The organism is Rhizobium sp. PP-CC-3G-465 (assembly GCF_004343445.1).
Taxonomy (GTDB): Bacteria; Pseudomonadota; Alphaproteobacteria; order Rhizobiales; family Rhizobiaceae; genus Ferranicluibacter; species Ferranicluibacter rubi.
In genome coordinates this window covers 485195-505442 of sequence record NZ_SLYH01000001.1, presented here as the reverse complement: position 1 = coordinate 505442, position 20248 = coordinate 485195, and the positions used below count along the sequence as shown (strand labels likewise).

Below are 20248 nucleotides of genomic sequence, written 5' to 3'. Positions count from 1 at the left end.
CCGTGATGGATCGCATCTCGCCCGGCAACGCCACCCGGCTCGCCCTCGCCGCCGCAGGCCTTCCGCTGGCTGGTTGGGCCGGCATGCTCGGCTGTGTGACATTTGGTCCGGATATGGCGCTTGCCGCCGGCAGCCTGTCGCTCTGCGTCTGAAATCGATTCCGATAGAAGGAATTATGCAGTAAGCCTTGGCTGTGACATCAAGCGCAGCGGCATGGACGTGAAACGGGCCTGACATGAAACTCTTTCGAATCGTCCTCTGGATTGCCGTTCTGGCCACCGCCTCGGCGCTGGGGTTCCTCACCTACAAGATGACGGAAACCAAGGAGGCCGCCGTGGGCGGGCCGTTCGGGGTTCCCTTCACGCTGGTGTCGCAGAACGGCCAGCCGATCACCGAGAAGGCCCTGACCGGCAGGCCCTCGGCCGTCTTCTTCGGCTTCACCCATTGCCCGGAGGTCTGCCCGACAACATTGTTCGAGATGAACGGCTGGCTTGCCAAGGTCGATCCCGACAACACGAAGCTCAACGCCTTCTTCGTCACCGTCGATCCCGAACGCGATACGCCGGAGATCCTCGGGCAATACGTCTCCAACGTCTCCGCCCGCGTCACCGGCATTTCCGGCCCGCCGGACAAGGTGATGGAGATGGTCAAGGGCTTCCGGGTCTACGCCAAAAAGGTCCCGCTCGATGCGGAAAAACCCGATGGCGACTACACGATGGACCATTCGGCCTCCGTCTTCCTGCTGGACGCCGAAGGTCGTTTCCGCGGTACCATCGCCTATGGCGAGAACACTGACACGGCCGTCCAGAAGCTCGAAAACCTGACCAAGAGCTGAGCGTCTTTCCCCCTGCGGGCATAGGCTTTGACCGCAAACGGCATTTTGGCCGTGCAATGCCGTGTGGTCGTGGTAAAGCGCTCATCCGAAGCTCAAGAGACCTGAAGGACCGCCCGTGGCTGATTTGCGCCTCTATCTCACCACCACCGAAAAAGGTGCCGACAGTGTTCTCGCTCTGATGACGGACGTCTTCGAGGACGAAGGCTATGCCATCGCCACGATGGAGATCGACGAGAAGCGCGACATCTGGGAGGCTTCCGTCTATCTCGACTTTGCCGAGGAGGACGAGATTCGGACACGCTTCGCGGAGATCGTGGACGGCTGGAAGCCCGGCACCGAGATCCTGCGCGAGGAAATTCCGGATATCGACTGGATTGCGAAGTCGCTCGAGGGCCTGAGCCCCGTTGCCGCCGGCCGGTTCCTCGTCCACGGCTCGCATGACCGGGACAAGGTCCGCTCAGGACAGATCGCCATCGAGATCGACGCCGGCGAAGCGTTCGGCACGGGCCACCACGGCACCACGGCCGGCTGCCTGGAGATGATCGAAAGCGTCGTGCGCTCGCGCACCGTCACCAATGCGTTGGATCTGGGAACCGGCAGCGGCGTTCTCGCGATCGGCCTGCGCAAGATCAAGACCGTGCCGGTGCTGGCCACGGACATCGATCCGATCGCCACCCGCGTCGCCCGTGAAAACGTTCGCCGCAACGGCATCGCCAACGGCATTGCGGCCGTCACCGCCACCGGCTTTCAGTCGCCGGCCTTCGCCGAACACGGGCCCTTCGACCTGATCATCGCCAACATCCTCGCCCGCCCGCTGATGCGCATGGCGCCGGACCTCGCCCGCCACCTCGTGCCCGGCGGCTCCGTCATCCTCTCGGGCATCCTGGCAGAACAGCGCTGGAAGGTCCTGTCGGCCTACAACGCCCAGAAGCTGCGCCATGTCCGCACGCTCTGGCGCAACGGCTGGGTCACCATCCATCTCGACAGCCGCGCCTGAGGCGCGGGTAACGGCATAGGGCATAACGAAAAAGGCCGTCCGATGCGGGAGCATGGGACGGCCTTTTCGTAAACGAAGGCGATGCCGAAGCATCGCCCGTGACCGGCAAGCCGGCCAATGTCCGCGAGCCAAAGGAGGAGGATCGCTCAAGCGGACTCTGCGTGATCCCAAAAACGGCGCCCGGAGGGAGGAGGAGAAGGCAACCGATCGAACGGATCACTCAGAAGATTGCCTTGCGGCATCTGCGGCAACGGGGTGTTCGCGGCCCGTCCGTTGGCGGCGCTTTTAACGCATTGCCCGATGGTAGCTAGGGGCTGGCGCGAATAGGTGCCATGCGGAATCTGCATAAGTATGATGAATGCGTCTCGGCGCTTTGGTCACCGCCTGCACCGATGGGACATTGGGCCCGGATTTGCTATAAAGCGGAACGTTCCATCTCATCCGCATGCAGGAAGACATCATGTTCCAGTCCTTCGACGTCACCTCCACACCGCAGTTCGGTCGCGCACGGGCTGACGGTCTCCGGGCCTCTTTCGATGCGCTCGGCATCGATGGCATCCTCGTGCCGCGGGCCGACGAGTTCCAGGGGGAGTACGTTCCGGCGTCCGCCGAGCGCTTGGCCTGGCTCACGGGCTTCACAGGCTCGGCCGGTATCGCCCTCATTCTGCGCGAGACGGCGGTGGTCTTCGTGGATGGACGATATGTCACGCAGCTGGCCGAACAGGTGGACAGCACAGTCTTTACCGGCGGCGACCTGATCGGCGAGCCGCCACACCTCTGGATCGAGCGCCACGCGCCACAGGGCTTCCGCCTCGGCATCGATCCATGGGTTCACACGGGCGCGGACGTCCGCAAGCTGGAAACCGCCCTGACGAAGATCGGCGGTGCCCTCGTCCACCTCGACCACAACCCCCTCGACCGCCTCTGGACCGACCGGCCGGACGCGCCGCTCGGACGCGTCGTCATCCAGAAGATCGAACAGGCCGGCATCCTCGCAACCGAGAAGATCGCCGACATGGCCGAGACGGTTGTGAAAGCCGGGGCCGCTGCCGTCATCCTCACCGACCCCTCCTCCGTCGCCTGGACGTTCAATCTGCGCGGCAACGACGTGCCCCACACGCCGCATCCCCTCGCCCGTGCGATCATCCATGCCGATGGCGGAGCCGAGATCTTCCTCGACGCCCGCAAGACCGGCATCGAGGAGAAAGCCTACCTCACCCAGATGGCCGAGATCGCAGCGCCGGAAACCTTCGAAGCCCGCGTGTCGGCACTGGCAACATCCGGCGTCAGGCTCATGCTGGATCCCGACCACGCCGCCGTCGCGCTCGCCGACCGCATCCGCAAGGACGGCGGCACCGTGGTCGAGGCGGCAGACCCGGCCCGGCTTCCGCGCGCGCGCAAGAACCCGGTCGAGCTCGAAGGCTCCGCCCGCGCCCACCTGCAGGATGGGGCGGCCATGGTCGAATTCCTCGCCTGGCTCGATGGAACGACGCCCGGCACGATCACCGAAATCGCTGCGACGGAAAAGCTGGAAGCCGTGCGGATCGCCTGCGGCGAACGTCTGCAGAACCCACTGAAGGATGTGTCCTTCGACACGATTGCCGGGGCGGGTCCGCATGCAGCGATCATGCATTACCGCGTGACGACGGAAAGCGACCAGCCGCTCGAAGCGGGAACCATGTTCCTCGTCGATTCCGGCGGGCAATATGTCAACGGCACTACCGACATCACCCGCACGGTCGCCATCGGCGACGTGCCGGAGGAGCAGAAGCGCTTCTTCACGCTCGTGCTGAAGGGCATGATCGCGATCAGCACAGCGCGCTTCCCCAAGGGCACGCGCGGCGTGGAACTCGATCCGCTGGCCCGTATCGCGCTCTGGAAGGCTGGCGCCGACTACGGGCACGGCACCGGGCATGGTGTGGGTTCCTACCTCTCCGTCCACGAAGGGCCGCAGCGTATCTCGCGCGCCGGCATGCAGGAGCTTCTGCCCGGCATGATCCTCTCCAACGAACCCGGCTACTACCGCCCCGGCGCCTTCGGCATCCGGATCGAGAACCTGCTGCATGTGCTGGACGCAGCCGCCATCGAGGGCGGCGACCAGACGATGCTCGGCTTCGAAACGCTGACCTTCTGCCCCATCGACCGCCGCCTCATCCTGCCCGAGCTTCTGACGGAGGAGGAGCGCGCCTGGGTCGATGCCTACCACGCCGAAACGCGCGAGAAGCTGACGCCGCTCATCGACGGCGCCGATGTGAAGGCTTGGCTGGAAGCTGCGACGGCGGCACTTTAGGGAAGCGAGGGAGGGCCGACAGGCGACATGCTCGTCGGCCCGATCAGAACAGCCCTGTATATCTGAGCACCATCACCACGACCCATCCGGCAAACAGCATGGGCAGTGCCGAAAACCGCAGGCCGACGAGGAAGGCGGCGAAGATCGCGATCGTGACATCCGCTCCACCGTAGAAGAGCGCCGGTGCGACCAGCGTGGAGAGGACGGCTGCGGGCACGGCGTTCAGCGCGGCTTCCATGCGCGGCGGAATGCGCTCCATCCGCGCCATCATGATCGCACCGCCGATGCGCGTGAGATAGGTGGCGAGGGCCGCGAGAATGATAATGCCGATCAGGCGGAGATCCTGCGGCAGGAAATGGTCGAAGCTCATCGGGCATTCTCCCCGGATTTCACCGGCAGGCAGGCGGCCAGCACTACGCCGGCCAGCGCCCCGATGCTGACATGCCACGGCGAGCCGACCAGATGCATCGCGATCACGGACACGACCGAGCTGACAGCGACCACCGGCAGCCAGTTGTCGCGGCTGCGGAAGCCGAGCACCAGCGCCATGAAATAGATCGGCAGCATAACATCGAGCCCGATCGCCTTGGGATCGCCGATCAGCCCCCCGAACACCGCTCCGAGCAAGGTCGCAAGCAGCCACGGCAGGTAGATCGCCAGGCCGAGCCCCATGTACCAGACGAAGGTCACCGGCTCCCCGCGCTCGCCCCGCTTCTCCGTTTCCGCATATTGCGGATCGGTCAGCAGGAACAGCGCAGCCCCTTTCTGGAGAAGCGTGAAATGCGCGATGTGCCGCGCCATGGAGGCGGAATAGAGAACGTGGCGGAAGTTCACGGCAAAGACCGAGAGCACGATGAGCCACGGCTGGACGGCATGACCGAAGAGATCGAGCCCCACCATCTGGCTCGCACCGGCAAACACTGTCGCGCTCATGAACATCGCATCGACGATGCTGAATCCGTTGTCGATCGCCAGTGCACCGAACAGGGCGCCGAAGGGAGATGCGGAAAGCACGATCGGAACGCCACGGCGTGCGCCGTCCCAGAAATCACGAGATGCCATAATGAAGATCCAAGGGAAGTGCCGGGCCTGCGGCTTGAGGCCCCGGCTTTAGCCACGGACAGCATCGGCAGCAAATGAATTCCGCTGATGGCCCGATCAAGCCGCGTCATGCATGGAAAGGTGGACGCGCGTCCCTCAGCTCTTCACCGTGAACGTATGCTCCGGCCCCGGGAAGCTGCGCGCCTTCACCTCGGCCGCATAGGCTTCGGCCGCCGCCGAAATCTGCGGCGCGAGATTGGCGAAATGCTTGACGAAACGCGGCTTGAAGTCGTTGAAAAGACCGAGCATGTCATCCGACACGAGGATCTGGCCATCGCAGGCCGGAGATGCGCCGATGCCGATCGTCGGCGCCTTCAGGGAGCCGGTGATCTCGCGCGCGAGCGGCTCGACGGTTCCCTCGACCACGATGGCAAAGGCGCCGGCATCGTCGATGGCCTTGGCATCCCGGCGGATCTTCGCCGCCTCGCGTTCGGTTCGCCCCAGCGAGCGATACCCGCCCGTCGTATTCACCAGCTGCGGCATGAGCCCGACATGTCCGAGGACGGGAATTCCGCGGCTCGACAGAAAATCCACCGTCTCGGCCATCTCCGCCCCGCCTTCGAGCTTGATCGCGCTGCACCCCGTCTCCTTGAGGATGCGGGCAGCATTGCGAAACGCCTGTTCGCGGCTTTCCTGATAGGAACCGAACGGCATGTCCACGACGACGCACGCAGCAGACGTTCCGCGCATGACGGCCTGACCGTGCGCAATCATCATCTCCAGCGTGACACCGAGCGTCGACTCCATGCCGTAAAGCACCATGCCGAGCGAATCGCCGACCAGCAGGAAATCCACGTGCGGATCGAGCAGCCGGGCAATCGGCGTCGTATAGGCCGTGAGGCTGACGATCGGCCGCTCGCCCTTCAGCGCCTGAATGGCGGAGGGCGTCAGACGACGACGGGAGGGGGAACCGGGCTGAACGCTCATGACGGGCGGCTTTCGGAAGAAGAGGACGGGAGATAGACGCGATTGTCGAGGAGCCGCGTGGCGCCGAACCGGACGAAGAGAAGAACCAGAACGGCGCGACCCTGAACCGTATCGATGGGCGCCAGCGTCTCCGGATCGCGAACGGCAACGACCTCGGGCACGGCGAGCGGTTCGCGGCGGATGAAGTCGGCAATCACCTGCTCCAGTTCGCTCGCAGACGCGATACCGGAGCCCAGCAGCCGGGCCGCTTCTTCCAGTGCCTGCGGCACGATCACGGCCGCGCGGCGCTCGGCTGGTGACAGGTAGACATTGCGCGAGGAGAAGGCGAGCCCGTCAGCCTCGCGCACGGTCGGCACCGCCATCACCTCGACCGGCTGGGCGAGATCCTCCAGCATGCGGCGGATGATCTGTACCTGCTGGAAATCCTTCTCGCCGAAATAGGCGCGATCCGGCTGCACGAGATTGAAGAGCTTCGTCACCACGGTTGCCACACCCGCAAAATGGCCGGGACGCACCGCGCCCTCAAGCTCGGCCCCGAGCGCGGGCACATCGACCACCGTTTCCATCGCCCGCGGATACATATCGGAAACGCCGGGCGCAAACAGGATATCGACGCCACCCTCCAGCAGCATCGCCTGGTCGCGCGCGAGATCGCGCGGGTAGCGCGAAAGATCCTCGCCGGCGCCGAACTGCAGCGGATTGACGAAAATGCTGGCGACGACGACGTCGTTGCTCGCACGGGCCCGACGCACGAGTTCCATATGCCCATCGTGAAGATAGCCCATGGTGGGCACAAGGCCAACGGAGCGCCCTGCCCGCCGATGTTCACCCAGCAACTGGCGCAGGCTCACGATTGTCGAAACTGTCTCCATCCCGGATCTCCCCTCCGTTATGCGGCATCCGGTATCGTGTGCGGTGCAAAAAGACAATTCAAAGACGAAGCAGGTGCAAAATAAACCGCTCATACACGGACAGCGATCGACGGAATCAGCCGCCGATCAATGCCAGCCACTCGTCCTCGTCCATCGTCTGGACGCCGAGTTCCCGCGCCTTGTCGAGCTTCGAGCCCGCACCCGGGCCTGCAACGAGGATATCCGTCTTCTTGGAAACGGAGCCGGAAACCTTGGCCCCCAAGCTTTCTGCCCGCGCCTTGGCCTCGTCGCGCGTGAATTTTTCGAGAGAGCCGGTGAAGACCACCGTCTTGCCCGCAACCGGGCTGCCCTCGCCTGATGGTGCCTCCGCATCGAGCGGCGTTACCTGTTCGAGCAGCCGGTCCACCACTGCGACATTACGGTCTTCCTTGTAGAACTCCACGATGGCGCGCGCGACGACGTCGCCGATCCCGTCGATCCGGTTCAGGTCGTCCCAGGCCTCCGCCCCCGGCTCGCCCGCCGCCCGCATCGCCTTGTCGAATTCGCCGTAGCTTCCATAGGATCGCGCCAGCAGCTTCGCCGTGGTCTCCCCGACATGGCGGATACCAAGCGCGTAGATGAAACGGGGGAGTGCCACCTGACGCCGTTCGTTGATCGCCTCGTAGAGCTTGCGAACGCTGACCTTGCCGAAGCCGTCGATGTTTTCGAGCTTGGAAAGCGAGCCCTGCTGGCGCTCTTCCAGCGTGAAGATGTCGGGCGCGGTGCGGATCGACAGGGTCTGGTCTTCGGAAGCGAAGAAGAAGTCGATCTGCTTTGCTCCGAAGCCTTCGATATCGAAAGCGTTGCGCGAAACGAAATGCTTCAGATGCTCCACCGCCTGCGCCCGGCAAACAAAGCCGCCCGTGCAGCGCGTGACCGAATCGACCTTGCCGGTCTTCTCGTTGACCTCCCGCACCGCGTGGCTGCCGCAAACCGGGCATGTCTTCGGAAAAACGTAAGGCGCGCTGTCTGCTTCACGCTTCTCCTCGACGATATCGACGATCTGCGGAATGACGTCGCCGGCTCGCTGGACGATGACGGTATCGCCGATGCGGATATCGCGCCCTTCGCGCAGTGGCTGCCCGGCATTGCCGATACCCTTGATGTAGTCCTCATTGTGCAGCGTCGCATTGGTCACGACGACCCCGCCGACGGTGACCGGTACGAGACGCGCGACGGGGGTCAGCGCCCCGGTTCGCCCGACCTGGATGTCGATGGCGGTGAGGATCGTAAAGGCCTGTTCGGCCGGAAACTTATGCGCCGTCGCCCAGCGCGGGGAACGCGAGCGGAAGCCCAGCCGACCCTGAAGCACGAGGTCATCGACCTTGTAGACGACGCCGTCGATATCGTAGTCGAGCTCCGGCCGCGTGAGGCCGATCTGCCGGTAATGGTCGAGAATGGCGGCAACCGATGTCAGCCGCTGCGTCAGCGGATTGACCGGGAAACCCCAGCCCTTCAACGCCTCGACCATGCCGGACTGCGTATCCGACGGCATCTCCGACATTTGCCCCCAGGAATAGGCGAAGAAGCGCAGCTTGCGGGTGGCGGTGATGGTGGGATCGAGCTGGCGCAGCGAACCGGCGGCCGTGTTGCGCGGATTGACGTAGGTCTGGCGCCCCTCTTCTTCCATCTGCGCGTTCAGCTTGAGGAAGTCGCTCTTGGCCATATAGACCTCGCCGCGCACCTCCACCACATCGGGCGCGCCGTCGGGCAGCGTCTGCGGTATCTCCGCAATGGTCCGGATATTGGCGGTGACGTTCTCCCCCGTCGTGCCATCGCCCCGCGTGGCGGCCGTGACCAGCTTGCGGTTCTCGTATCGCAGCGACATGGACAGGCCGTCGATCTTCGGCTCTGCCGTAAACGCGATGGAATCATCCGGCAGACGGCCGAGGAAGCGGTAGACGCTGGCGATGAAATCGCTGACGTCCTCGTCGGAAAACACGTTGTCGAGCGACAGCATGGGACGGGCGTGCGTGACCTGCTGGAAAAGGCCAGAGGGGGCGGCGCCGACCTTGCCGGAGGGGCTGTCGGGCCGCACGAGATCCGAAAACCGCGCCTCGATCTCGCCATTGCGCCGCTTCAGCGCATCATAGTCGGCATCCGAAATCTCAGGGTCGTCCTTGCCATGATAGAGCGCATCGTGACGGGCAAGCTCGGAGGCCAGAAACGCCAACTCTTCCACGGCATCGGCTTCGCTCAGCGCATCCACGGGCTTGATATCGGTCATGGCGGTCACTCCTGCTGTCGGGAGTGTTTTAGCGAAAATCGTCCTTTTGAGAAGAGCACGAAGCCGGTGATCCCAAGCTCATCTCGTGCCCGGTTGTTCCGCTTACGAACGCACGGAAGAGCGGTTCCCGCCTCAGCCGCCACCCGCCAGCAACTTCGCCGCCGCCGCCCGCGCCTCCTCGGTGATCGAGGCGCCGGCCAGCATGCGGGCGATCTCTTCCGTGCGGTCCTTGTCGTTCATACGCGCCACGCGCGTCGCGATCATCTCCGAGGATTTTTCCGATGGCCCCTTGGAAATCAAGAGATGGGTTGCAGCCCGGGCGGCAACCTGCGGCGCATGGGTGACGGAGAGTACCTGCACCGTCTTCGACAGCCGCTTCAGCCGCTGCCCGATGGCATCGGCAACGGCGCCACCCACACCGGTATCGATCTCGTCGAAGACGAGCGTCGGTGCGGAGCCGCGATCAGCCAGCGCCACCTTGAGCGCGAGCAGGAAGCGCGAAAGCTCGCCGCCCGACGCGACCTTCATGATCGGCCCCGGTCGCGTACCCGGATTGGTCTGCACATGGAACTCGACGACATCGATGCCTTCGGCCGTCAGCTGCGTCGGGTCGCTCGCGACCTCCACCATGAAGCGCGCGCGCTCCAGCTTCAGCGCCGGCAGCTCCGCCATCACGGCCTCGGAAAGCGCGCTTGCCGTATTGTGCCGTTTGGACGACAGGGCTGCAGCAGCCGCATCGAAATCCGTCCGAGCAACGGCGACCTGCGCCTCGAACTGCTTCAGCTTCTCTTCGCCGGCATCGAGGTCGGCCACGCTGTTGATCATGCGGACGGCAAGTGCCGGAAGCTCCGTCACGGGAACCGAATATTTGCGGGCGGCGGCGCGCAGCGCGAACAGCCGCTCTTCCACCCGCTCCAGTTCCTTCGGATCGTATTCGGTGCGCCGAAGCGCTGCCTCCACCGCCATCTGCGCGTCGGACAACTGGTTCAGTGCCGCATCCAGCAGGTTGACCGTTTCCTCCAGCAGGCCCGGCGCCTCGTGGCTTTTGCGCTCCAGACGGCGCACCAGAGAGGCGATCTGCGGTACGGGAGATGCATTGCCGTTGAGGAAATCGCTGGCCTCGCTGATATCGGAGGCAATGCGCTCGGACTTCATCATCGTCGCCCGCCGTTCGGCAAGCCCGTCTTCCTCACCATCCAGCGGCGCCAAAGCTTCAAGCTCCTCCACGGCGGCGCGCAGATAGTCGGCTTCGCGGGCGGCGGCATCCACTTTCTCGCGGTGACGCTTCAGGCCACGCTCGGCATCACGCCAGATGCGGAAGAGATCGGCGACCGTTTCAGCCTCCGCCGTCAGTCCGCCGAAGGCATCGAGCAACAGGCGGTGGGCATGGGTATCGACCAGCGCGCGATCGTCATGCTGTCCGTGGATTTCGACGAGCATCTGCCCCGCCTGGCGCAGAAGCTGCACGGACACCGGCTGGTCGTTGACATAAGCCTTGGTGCGTCCGTCGGAGGATTGCACGCGGCGGAAGATCAGGTCGCCATCGTCATCAATGCCGTTTTCGCGCACCAGCACGCGGGCGGGATGATCCAGCGCGACATCGAAGACCGCCGTCACCTGCCCCTTGGTCCCGCCATGGCGCACGAGAGAACCATCGCCACGCCCACCGAGCGCCAGCGACAGGCTGTCGAGCAGGATCGACTTGCCTGCCCCGGTTTCGCCGGTCAGCACGGACAGGCCGGCATCGAAGGACAGGTCAAGCCGTTCGATCAGGACGATATCGCGGATCGAGAGCTGTGAAAGCATCCGGTCTTCTGTTCTTTCGGATCAGACGCCGAGGATCTTCTTGCCGGCCCGGGAAATCCAGGATCCGCCATTCTCGCGCGGCTCGAGCCCATTGGATTGCAGCAGCTTGTAGCTGTCGGCATACCACTGGCTGTCAGGATAGTTGTGACCGAGAACGGCGGCAGCCGTCTGCGCTTCGCTGGTGATGCCCATGGCGAAGTAGCTCTCGACGAGACGGGCCAGCGCTTCCTCGACCTGGTTCGTGCCGGAATACTGCTCGACCACGGTGCGGAAACGCGTGACGGCCGCAAGATATTCCTTACGTTCCAGATAGTAGCGCCCGACCTGCATTTCCTTGCCGGCCAGCTGGTCCTTCGCAAAGCGAATCTTCGCCTGCGCATCCTCGACATATTCGGATTTCGGATATTTATCGACCACGACCTGCATGGCCTCGATGGTCTTGAAGGCCGGCTTCTGGTCCTGCGTCACCGTCGGGATCTGCTTGGAATATGCAAGACCCAGAATGTACTGGGCGTAAGCCGCATCTTCCGATTCGGGATAGAGGTTGAGATAGCGCGTGGCCGCGTTGATCGCGTCCTGTGTCTGGCCCTGCCGGTAGTTGACGAAAGCCTTCATCACCAGCGCCTTGCGGGCATATTCGGAGAACGGCTGCTGCTTGTCGATGGCATCGAACTTGCGCGCGGCTTCCGTCGTCTTGCCGGCATTCAGGTTGGCAAGGCCCTGATTGTAGAGGACCTCAGGCGGATCGGTCTCGGCCGTCAGCTTGGTGATGTCGATGTCGGGGTCGTTCTGGCAGGCGGTCACGACGACGCTGGTTGTCGCCGCTACAAGCGTGACCATCGCCACACGCGCCATCGTCTTCCATTCGAAGCCGTCTGCAAAAACCATCAGAACATCCCAACTCGAGTGGCAGCTGCCCCGCCGCCGACCATGCGGTTCTAGATCATACTAGAACAAGTCCGCAACGTCATGGTGACCGATTAACGCAATTTTGTGGCATTGCGTCCATGAAAAAGCCGGTCATATGACCGGCTTTAAGGCAATTTTTATGTATATTGTGCGTCAGGCGGAAAGCTCGGACGCGCCTGCGACCTGCTTCTCGCGCGCAACGCGCGTGCGCGGCATCGCCGTTTCCACGATCTCGTAGGCTGTGGGATCGCTGAACAGAGCCTGCAAGGCATTGGCATTCATCTTGTGACCGCCGCGATAGGACCGGTAGCAGCCGATGAACGGCAGGCCGGCCAGAGCGAGGTCGCCGACGGCGTCCAGCGTCTTGTGACGGACGAACTCGTCCTTGGCGTAGCGCAGGCCCTCGACGTTGATGACCGTATGATCATCCGCAATGACGACCGAGTTTTCAAGCGAGGAGCCGAGGCCGCGACCGGCCGCCCACATCCGCTCGACATCGCGCATGAAACCGAAGGTGCGGGCCCGCGACAGCTCGTTCTTGAAGGTCGCCGCCGTCATGTCGCCCTGCCATGACTGGCGGCCGATCAGCGGCGTATCGAAATCGATCTCGACCTCGAAGCGCATACCGCCTTCATAAGGCACGAACTCCGACCAGGAGGCGCCGTGTTCGATGCGCACCGGCTTTAGGATGCGGATGTAGCGGCGCTTCACGGCAAGCGCCTTGATGCCCGTCTGTTCGATGGCCTCGATAAAGGGCGCCGAGCTGCCGTCCATGATCGGCATTTCCGCGCCGTGAACCTCGACCAGCAGATTGTCGATGCCGACGGCGTAGATTGCCGCCATGACATGCTCGATCGTGGCGATCCATGTGGCCGGCGACGTGCCGAGAATGGTGCAGAGATCCGTATTGCCGACATTGGAGGACACGGCAAGGTATTCGCCGAGAACCCGCTCGCCGTCGAGACGCTGGAAGACGATACCGGTATTGGCTTCAGCCGGATGGAAGGTGATCGAAACGTCGGCGCCCGAATGTACGCCCGTGCCGGTCAGGGTTACGTCATCGGCGATCGTCGTCTGAAACCCCAGAAGTCCAATTCCCAGTCCCATGCTCTTCACTTTCACAATTCTGGCGGCGAACCGCCTTATTCCGTGTCTGCAAGATACGTCTTTGAGCCCCAGGTCAACCTCTCGACGGCAAGTCCAACTTGCCGCCCCCAGCCTTCGACACGATCGGGAGCCTTGATATCCGCAAACTTTCAAGCCCGAAGATAAGGCCCGCGAGCAGCCATTCCAAATCACTGTTTCTTTCGCTTTGTAACGCTTCTTCCTCACCCTCTATGTCACTGCAAAGCTTAGAAAAAACGGAAAAGCCTGGGCTTGGGGCCCAGGCGTTCCGGCAAGGTAGAAGGCGGGTGGAAAATCAGTTCGACTGACGGCGAAGGAACGCCGGAATTTCGAGCTGATCGTCGTCCTGCGCACGCGGCTGCGGGTTCACGCGGCCGCGTTCGTCGAGCGCACCGCGACGCGGTGCGTAGACGCTCGCCTCGGGGGACAGCGGACGGCGCTGCTGCGATGCAGCGCTCGGCGCTCCCGAGGTCATGTCCGACGCGACGGAATGATCTTCCTCTTCGCGGCGGCCGAGCGAATTGGTGATTCGCTTGAGAAGGCCCATCGGACCGCGCTCTTCGTGATGCGCGGCGGCCGGCTGGGACCGGTGTTCGGCTTCGGCCTTCACCATCGGCGGAAAGTCTTCGACCTTCGGCATGCGCACGGGTTCCGGCTGGCGCATCATCGGAGCGGGCTCGTGACGCTGAACCATCGGCTCATGCTGCATGTGCTGCGCCGGAGCATGCTGGGCATGCATCGGAGCGGCCTGCATCGGCTGCTGCTGGTAGACCGGCATTTCGACCGGAGCCTGCTGCATGGGAGCCGGAGCCCGCATGGCGGGTGCGGTTTCCGGTGCACCGGCAAACAGCTTGCTCTGCGGACGGAAGTCGTCCTGAGCCTTTTCGGCAGCGCGCGCCTGGATCAGGAGCTCGCGTTCGATTTCGGCCTGGCGGATGGCTTCGGCGATATGGTCGGCCTGCGGTGCCTGCGGCTGGGGCGCCGCCTGCTGCATGACGGGTGCCGGCTGGGCCTGCATGGCGGGCGCAGCGGCAGGTGCTGCCGGACGTGGCTTGGATGCTACCGGGCGAAAGCTGGAAGTCCGATCGGCCACCTCCGCGGCCGTACGATCGATTCCGGTTGCAACGACGGAGACACGAATCATGCCTTCGAGCTCTTCGTCGAACGTCGCGCCGAGAATGATGTTGGCGTCCGGATCGACTTCCTCGCGGATACGTGTCGCGGCTTCATCGACTTCGAACAGGGTCATATCGCGACCACCTGTGATCGAGATCAGGAGGCCCTGTGCGCCCTTCATCGACGTTTCATCGAGGAGCGGGTTGGCGATCGCGGCTTCCGCAGCAGCCATGGCGCGGCCATCGCCCGAGGCTTCGCCGGTGCCCATCATCGCACGGCCCATCTCGCGCATCACCGAACGAACGTCGGCGAAGTCGAGGTTGATGAGGCCTTCCTTGACCATCAGGTCGGTGATGCAGGCAACGCCCGAATACAGGACCTGGTCGGCCATTGCGAAGGCATCGGCGAACGTCGTCTTGTCGTTGGCGATGCGGAAGAGGTTCTGGTTGGGGATGACGATCAGCGTATCGACCGACTTCTGCAGTTCGGCGATGCCCTGGTCGGCAAGCCGCATGCGGCGCTGGCCTTCGAAGTGGAACGGCTTGGTGACGACGCCGACGGTCAGGATGCCCTTGTTGCGGGCCGCCTGTGCGACGACCGGAGCAGCACCCGTACCCGTGCCGCCGCCCATGCCGGCGGTGACGAAGCACATATGCGTGCCGGAGAGGTGATCGATGATCTCATCGATGCACTCTTCAGCGGCCGCACGACCGACTTCCGGCTGCGAACCCGCGCCGAGACCTTCGGTAACGGCCACACCCATCTGGATGATTCGTTCAGCCTTGGTCATGGTCAGCGCCTGGGCGTCCGTATTGGCAACGACGAAGTCGACGCCCTGGAGACCTGCGGTGATCATGTTGTTGACGGCGTTGCCGCCGCCGCCGCCGACACCGATGACAGTGATGCGGGGCTTGAGCTCGGTGATATCCGGCTTCTGCAAGTTGATGGTCATTTTACCCGTTCCTTCCTGGTTTCTGGTCGCCTTGCCGAGCCGGCCAGATCTCAATTTACCCTTATGGCGGTTCTACCTTACGCGAACCTAGAAACTCTCTTTCAGCCACTGCCCCATTCGAGCAAAGCGGCTGTCGCCGCCGCCGAGCGCAGACAGCATCCCGCCCTGGGCGGCATGCGTCTCCATTTCGGCGACCTGCGGATAGATCATCAGGCCGACAGCCGTGGAGAAGGCCGGGCCCTTGGCGGCCGGCGGAAGGCCGGAAACACCGAGGGGACGACCAATCCGCACGTTGCGGGCGAGAATACGGCGCGCCGCTTCCGGCAGGCCCGTCAGCTGGCTTCCGCCGCCGGTCAGAACGACGCGCTTGCCGACGATCGGCGAGAAGCCGGAACGCTGGATGCGGTCGCGAATGAGTTCGAGCGTCTCTTCGACGCGGGCGCGGACGATTCGCGAAACGAGGGCGCGCGGCACGTGAGTCGGCTGATCGCGGTCGTCCTCACCGATCGGGGGAACTGTGACCATCTCGCGCTCGTCGGCATCGTTCGGCATGGCCGAGCCATGCACGACCTTCAGCCGCTCGGCATCCTCGATTCGGGTCGAGAGACCGCGTGCAAGGTCCGTCGTCACGTGATGGCCGCCAAGGCTGACAGCATCGGCATGCACGAGCTTGCCTTCTGCGAACACCGAGATCGTCGTCGTCCCACCACCCATGTCGATGCAGGCGCAGCCGAGTTCGACCTCGTCGTCCACCAGTGCGGACAGGCCGCTGGCATAAGGCGTCGCCACGATGCCCTCGACCGAGAGGTGCGCCCGGTTGATGCACAGCTCGAGATTCTTCAGCGCCGCACGCTCGGCCGTCAGCACATGCATGTCGACGCCGAGGGTATCGCCGAACATCGCGAGCGGATCGCGGATGCCGCGTTCGCCGTCGAGCGAGAAGCCCGTCGGCAGAGAATGGAGAATCACCCGGTCCTGACGCTGCGAGCGCTGACCGGCCGCGGCGAGAACCCGCTTCAGGTCGGCCCCGTCCACTTCCTGGCCGCCGAGATCGACGGAGGCCGTATAGATGTCGCTCTGCAGGCGGCCGGCGGAGACGTTGACGATCAGGCTGTCGATGGTCAGCCCGGCCATGCGCTCGGCGGCATCGACGGCAAGCCGTACGACGCTTTCGGCAGCATCCAGATCGGCGATGACGCCGTTCTTCATGCCGTGCGACTTGTGATGGCCGAGACCGATGACCTCGATCGCATGCGTACGACCGGGCAGAATCTGGCTTTCGGCGCGCGGTGTCAGGCGGCCGATCATGCAGACGACCTTCGTCGAACCGATGTCGAGAACGGAAACGATGTGGGATCGCTTCGCCGACAGGGGCTTCAGACGCGGCAGGCCGAAATGCGACGAACCGAACAGGCTCATATGCGGTCCTCTTGGCTCTCGAGTTTCTTGAGCTGTTTGGTACGGGCTTCAAGGGCGACCTGTCGGCGCTCTGCGGCGCCGGGGGTCAGTTGTATCGTGGTGCGGTCTTCGAGACGAAGATCGACGGCGGCGATGTCGCGTTCCAGCAGTTGCTGGCCCTCTTCCATTGTGGACAGCACCTGCATGGCGCGGTCGAGATCCTGCTCGGGAAGCTTCACCATGACGCCGTTGTCGAGAATCAGATCCCAACGACGACCGGCGACGCGGACATAAGCCTTCACGCGGCCGGCGATTTCCGGCCAGTCGGCAAAGCGGGCATAGAAGTCGGCCGCAGCCGTTTCCGCATCGCGGCCGACGAACAGCGGCAATTCGGCGAACTTGTTGTCGCGCAGCGGCGCGATCACGCTGCCGCTCTTTTCGATGAGCGACAGGTCGGACCCGTGCTGCCAGATCCCGAAGGCCTTGCGCTCCTTGAGGTTGACCTCGATGGTGCCGGGATAGACCTTGCGGACCGTCACCTCTTCCACCCAGGGCATCTTGGCGATCGCCAAGCGGGCGGCATCGATGTCGAGCGCGACAAGCGACGTCGCACCATCGAGACCGATCTCCTGGAGAATGTCGATTTCCGACGTCTGATCGTTGCCGGCAATCTTCACGTCCTCGATGGCAAAGCCGGCAGCCGACGTGGTTGCCTTTGCGACTTCAGGCGTGTGCCCGCCGATCGCCATGCCGTAGAGGCCCGTTGCGGCGAACAGGGCCAGCGCAGAGACAGTCCCGGTATAAGGAGCGAAATGGATCCGGCCCGTGCCGAGCGCAACGAAGAAGCGGACGACGCGGCGCAGCGGACGCGGCAGGACCACATGGCCATCCATGTCCCGGAATTCCTGCGGCGCACGGACGCGCTCCTGGAAACGACCTCTCAACGCAAACACGACGCATCCTCCACGATCCAGCTGAGGAACTCACCAAAGGAATGGCCGGCATGAACCGCCATTTCAGGAACCAGCGATGTCGGGGTCATGCCCGGCTGCGTGTTGATTTCGAGCCAGATCAGTTCACCCTCTCCAGATGCACTTTCGTCGAGACGGAAGTCGGAGCGGCTGACACCACGGCACCCCATCGCATGATGTGCCGCAACGGCCAGTCTTTGAATGTTTTGGTAAATATTCGGTAAAATTTCCGCTGGAATGACATGCTTCGATCCACCGGCTGCATATTTCGCATCGAAGTCGTAGAAGGCATGGCCTTGCGGAATGATCTCGGTCACGCCAAGAGCTTCGCCGCCCATGACGCCGCAGGTGAACTCCCGCCCGGGAATGTACCGCTCGACCATGACGAGATCGCCATAGCGCCATTCGCTGGATGTGATGATCTGCGGCGGGTGCGACTGGTCCTTCTGGACGATGACGACGCCGAAGCTCGACCCTTCGCGCACCGGCTTGACGACATAGGGCGTCGGGATCGGATGATCCTGGCCGAAATCGTGCCGGTCCATGACCTTCGCTTCGGCGACGGGAATGCCTGCGGCCTTTGCGACGATCTTTGCCTGTCCCTTGTCCATGGAGAGCGACGAGGCCAGCACGCCGGAATGCGTGTAGGGGATTTCGAGATATTCCAGAATGCCCTGGATCGTGCCGTCTTCGCCGAAGGGGCCGTGCAACGCGTTGAACGCCACATCCGGGCGCAGAGCGCCGAGAACCGTCGCAATATCCCGCTCGACATCAATGCGGGTGACGCGATAGCCGAAGGCTTCCAGGGCATCGGCACAGGCGGCGCCCGAAGACAGGCTGACCGGCCGCTCCGACGAGAAGCCCCCCATCAGCACTGCGACGTGTTTGCCACTCATGAAAACCCCCGACCTTTCTGATCCATCATGCGGCAGCGAAGCGACCGGGCCGAATCCCGACTCAAAGCTTGCCTGCCTGCGCTCACTAAAGCGTCATTAAGGTTAACGAACCGTTTACTTTCGTTAACCCGGAGCGGTGAGCGGCGTATCAGGCAGGGACTTTCGGCACAGCAAATGGCCTCTGTGTTCAAAATGGCACGGGTGCGGATCCTGCATGGCTGAAGCGGGTTCCGAGACGCTTTCCGGTCGAGGAGTCCGTCCCCCACCATGCTTTCGCCCAAAGACAAGGCAGCGGTAAGGCGACTTATGACGAGGCTATGCGACATCGTCTCATCTGATGCGAAACAGCCGGAAATCGCGTCATATTCTTGCGCAAAAAGGGTTTCTTCCGACATTAACTTGCCGTAAGAAGCCGTCAGCTGCCTATGAGGGTGGCGGATCCTCAACACGGACAAGATCATGAGCAACGCGATATCTCCGGTATCGTCGAAGGCAGATGTCTTGGACGCACGCGCTACCAATTCCCCGGCTCGCGTGCTCCTGGCGAGCCTCGTCGGCACCACCATCGAATTCTTCGACTTCTACGTCTACGCAACGGCTGCCGTCCTGGTGTTCCCGACGCTGTTCTTCCCGAACACCGATCCGACGACGGCGCTGCTGGCATCGTTTGCCACCTTCTCCATCGCCTTTTTCGCTCGCCCGCTCGGCGCCGTCGTCTTTGGCCATTATGGAGACCGCGTCGGCCGCAAGACCACGCTGGTCGCAGCCCTCCTGACGATGGGCATCTCCACCGTCATCATCGGCCTTCTCCCCTCCTACGAATCGATCGGCGTTCTCGCACCACTGCTTCTGGCACTGTGCCGGTTCGGTCAGGGCTTCGGCCTCGGCGGCGAGTGGGGCGGCGCCGTTCTGCTGGCGACGGAAAATGCGCCCGAAGGCAAGAAGAGCTGGTACGGCATGTTCCCGCAGCTCGGCGCGCCCGTCGGCCTCTTCCTCTCCTCCGGCGTCTTCTGGCTGCTGCTGCATGTGATGTCGCAGGAAGCGCTGCTCAGCTGGGGCTGGCGCGTGCCGTTCATCGCCTCGATCCTGCTGATCGCGGTCGGTCTCTGGGTCCGCCTCTCCATCACCGAGACGCCGGCGTTCCAGAAGACCATCGACCAACAAGAGCGCGTTCAGGTTCCGGTCGTTGAACTCTTCCGCAACCACAAGCGCAGCCTGGTTCTCGGCACCTTCGTGGCGCTCGCCACCTTCGTGCTGTTCTACATCGGCTCGGCCTATCTCCTGTCCTACAACATCAAGGTCCTGAAGCTGCCCTTCGTCGATGCCCTGGAAATCCAGCTGCTCGGCGCCGTTCTCTTCGGCATCTTCATCCCGATCGCCGGCAAGCTTGCCGAACGTTTCGGCCGCCGCGAGATCCTGATCGGCGTCACCGTGCTGATCGGCATCTTCTCCTTCTTCCTGCCGGGTCTTCTGACCAGCGGTGAAGCGAGCGTCGTCCTGTTCGTCGTCATCGGCATGGCGCTGATGGGCATCACCTATGGCCTGATCGGAACGGCACTGGCCGCGCCCTTCCCGACCAATGTGCGCTACACGGGCTCCTCGATCACCTTCAACTTCGCCGGCATCTTCGGCGCCTCGCTGGCGCCCTACATCGCCACCTACCTGCAAGCGACCTACGGCATGACCGCCGTTGGCTACTACCTCCTGTTCGCAACCGTCATCACACTCATCTGCATTTTGCTCTCGGGCAAAAACGAAGTTTAAGTTCAAGCGGAATCAGAACAAAC

17 protein-coding genes are annotated in these 20248 nt (G+C 63.4%); 5 read left to right on the top strand and 12 right to left on the bottom strand.

What is annotated here, in order from left to right; translation table 11 throughout:
• The first annotated feature begins 2 nt into the window (after window positions 1-2).
• From C8J33_RS26880 to C8J33_RS02300, 4 genes are all read left to right on the top strand, one after another.
• Complete coding sequence (locus C8J33_RS26880) at window positions 3-152, top strand: hypothetical protein (RefSeq protein ID WP_165929712.1); 150 nt, start codon at window positions 3-5, stop codon at window positions 150-152.
• A gap of 83 nt (window positions 153-235) precedes the next feature.
• Window positions 236-835 (top strand): SCO family protein, encoded by a 600-nt coding sequence (locus C8J33_RS02310; protein ID WP_132662972.1) that lies wholly within the window; start codon window positions 236-238, stop codon window positions 833-835.
• Between the two features lie 115 nt (window positions 836-950).
• Window positions 951-1832 carry a 50S ribosomal protein L11 methyltransferase gene (locus C8J33_RS02305; protein WP_132662971.1) on the top strand — a complete coding sequence of 294 codons (882 nt, stop codon included), beginning with the start codon at window positions 951-953 and terminating at the stop codon, window positions 1830-1832.
• A gap of 460 nt (window positions 1833-2292) precedes the next feature.
• On the top strand, window positions 2293-4122 hold the full coding sequence (locus C8J33_RS02300) for an aminopeptidase P family protein (RefSeq protein ID WP_132662969.1): 1830 nt from the start codon (window positions 2293-2295) through the stop codon (window positions 4120-4122).
• Window positions 4123-4165: 43 nt separating this feature from the next.
• Here the strand turns inward: C8J33_RS02300 and C8J33_RS02295 are convergent, their stop codons facing one another.
• From C8J33_RS02295 to C8J33_RS02240, 12 genes are all read right to left on the bottom strand, one after another.
• Window positions 4166-4492 (bottom strand): AzlD family protein, encoded by a 327-nt coding sequence (locus tag C8J33_RS02295; RefSeq protein WP_132662968.1) that lies wholly within the window; start codon window positions 4490-4492, stop codon window positions 4166-4168.
• Window positions 4489-5184, bottom strand: a complete 696-nt coding sequence (locus C8J33_RS02290; protein ID WP_132662967.1) for an AzlC family ABC transporter permease — start codon at window positions 5182-5184, stop codon at window positions 4489-4491. Before C8J33_RS02290 ends, C8J33_RS02295 begins: the two co-directional genes overlap by 4 nt.
• Window positions 5185-5319: 135 nt before the next feature.
• Entirely contained in the window at window positions 5320-6150 is an 831-nt protein-coding gene (gene panB / locus C8J33_RS02285; RefSeq protein WP_110799194.1) for a 3-methyl-2-oxobutanoate hydroxymethyltransferase, read from the bottom strand.
• Window positions 6147-7022 (bottom strand): pantoate--beta-alanine ligase, encoded by an 876-nt coding sequence (gene panC / locus C8J33_RS02280; protein ID WP_132662965.1) that lies wholly within the window; start codon window positions 7020-7022, stop codon window positions 6147-6149. Before panC ends, panB begins: the two co-directional genes overlap by 4 nt.
• Before the next feature lie 115 nt (window positions 7023-7137).
• Window positions 7138-9288, bottom strand: coding sequence for an NAD-dependent DNA ligase LigA (ligA, locus tag C8J33_RS02275; RefSeq protein ID WP_132662963.1), 2151 nt, complete (start codon window positions 9286-9288; stop codon window positions 7138-7140).
• A 132-nt stretch (window positions 9289-9420) separates the two neighbouring features.
• Window positions 9421-11094, bottom strand: a complete 1674-nt coding sequence (recN, locus tag C8J33_RS02270) for a DNA repair protein RecN (protein ID WP_132662961.1) — start codon at window positions 11092-11094, stop codon at window positions 9421-9423.
• A gap of 21 nt (window positions 11095-11115) precedes the next feature.
• Window positions 11116-11949, bottom strand: a complete 834-nt coding sequence (locus C8J33_RS02265; protein WP_245419915.1) for an outer membrane protein assembly factor BamD — start codon at window positions 11947-11949, stop codon at window positions 11116-11118.
• A 207-nt stretch (window positions 11950-12156) separates the two neighbouring features.
• On the bottom strand, window positions 12157-13104 hold the full coding sequence (gene lpxC, locus C8J33_RS02260) for a UDP-3-O-acyl-N-acetylglucosamine deacetylase (protein WP_110728569.1): 948 nt from the start codon (window positions 13102-13104) through the stop codon (window positions 12157-12159).
• Between the two features lie 319 nt (window positions 13105-13423).
• On the bottom strand, window positions 13424-15196 hold the full coding sequence (gene ftsZ, locus C8J33_RS02255; RefSeq protein WP_132662960.1) for a cell division protein FtsZ: 1773 nt from the start codon (window positions 15194-15196) through the stop codon (window positions 13424-13426).
• A gap of 87 nt (window positions 15197-15283) precedes the next feature.
• Window positions 15284-16615, bottom strand: a complete 1332-nt coding sequence (gene ftsA, locus C8J33_RS02250; protein WP_110728194.1) for a cell division protein FtsA — start codon at window positions 16613-16615, stop codon at window positions 15284-15286.
• On the bottom strand, window positions 16612-17487 hold the full coding sequence (locus C8J33_RS02245) for a cell division protein FtsQ/DivIB (protein ID WP_165906766.1): 876 nt from the start codon (window positions 17485-17487) through the stop codon (window positions 16612-16614). Before C8J33_RS02245 ends, ftsA begins: the two co-directional genes overlap by 4 nt.
• Window positions 17488-17534: 47 nt before the next feature.
• A complete protein-coding gene (locus C8J33_RS02240; protein WP_110728570.1) occupies window positions 17535-18461 on the bottom strand; it encodes a D-alanine--D-alanine ligase in 927 nt (308 codons plus the stop codon).
• Window positions 18462-18920: 459 nt separating this feature from the next.
• On the opposite strand from C8J33_RS02240, the gene C8J33_RS02235 reads away from it, so the two are divergent.
• Window positions 18921-20225: an MFS transporter gene (locus C8J33_RS02235; RefSeq protein ID WP_110799199.1), complete on the top strand. Its 1305-nt coding sequence runs from the start codon at window positions 18921-18923 to the stop codon at window positions 20223-20225.
• Window positions 20226-20248: the final 23 nt, after the last annotated feature.

What these genes read in the sequence shown, in the direction of transcription:
- C8J33_RS02310 (WP_132662972.1), top strand. Translation starts at nt 236, where the DNA reads ATGAAACTCTTTCGAATCGTCCTCTGGATTGCCGTTCTGGCCACCGCC.
- C8J33_RS02300 (WP_132662969.1), top strand. Translation starts at nt 2,293, where the DNA reads ATGTTCCAGTCCTTCGACGTCACCTCCACACCGCAGTTCGGTCGCGCA.
- C8J33_RS02295 (WP_132662968.1), bottom strand. Translation starts at nt 4,492, where the DNA reads ATGAGCTTCGACCATTTCCTGCCGCAGGATCTCCGCCTGATCGGCATT.
- C8J33_RS02290 (WP_132662967.1), bottom strand. Translation starts at nt 5,184, where the DNA reads ATGGCATCTCGTGATTTCTGGGACGGCGCACGCCGTGGCGTTCCGATC.
- panB (WP_110799194.1), bottom strand. Translation starts at nt 6,150, where the DNA reads ATGAGCGTTCAGCCCGGTTCCCCCTCCCGTCGTCGTCTGACGCCCTCC.
- panC (WP_132662965.1), bottom strand. Translation starts at nt 7,022, where the DNA reads ATGGAGACAGTTTCGACAATCGTGAGCCTGCGCCAGTTGCTGGGTGAA.
- ligA (WP_132662963.1), bottom strand. Translation starts at nt 9,288, where the DNA reads ATGACCGATATCAAGCCCGTGGATGCGCTGAGCGAAGCCGATGCCGTG.
- recN (WP_132662961.1), bottom strand. Translation starts at nt 11,094, where the DNA reads ATGCTTTCACAGCTCTCGATCCGCGATATCGTCCTGATCGAACGGCTT.
- C8J33_RS02265 (WP_245419915.1), bottom strand. Translation starts at nt 11,949, where the DNA reads ATGGCGCGTGTGGCGATGGTCACGCTTGTAGCGGCGACAACCAGCGTC.
- ftsZ (WP_132662960.1), bottom strand. Translation starts at nt 15,196, where the DNA reads ATGACCATCAACTTGCAGAAGCCGGATATCACCGAGCTCAAGCCCCGC.
- ftsA (WP_110728194.1), bottom strand. Translation starts at nt 16,615, where the DNA reads ATGAGCCTGTTCGGTTCGTCGCATTTCGGCCTGCCGCGTCTGAAGCCC.
- C8J33_RS02245 (WP_165906766.1), bottom strand. Translation starts at nt 17,487, where the DNA reads ATGGATGGCCATGTGGTCCTGCCGCGTCCGCTGCGCCGCGTCGTCCGC.
- C8J33_RS02240 (WP_110728570.1), bottom strand. Translation starts at nt 18,461, where the DNA reads ATGAGTGGCAAACACGTCGCAGTGCTGATGGGGGGCTTCTCGTCGGAG.
- C8J33_RS02235 (WP_110799199.1), top strand. Translation starts at nt 18,921, where the DNA reads ATGAGCAACGCGATATCTCCGGTATCGTCGAAGGCAGATGTCTTGGAC.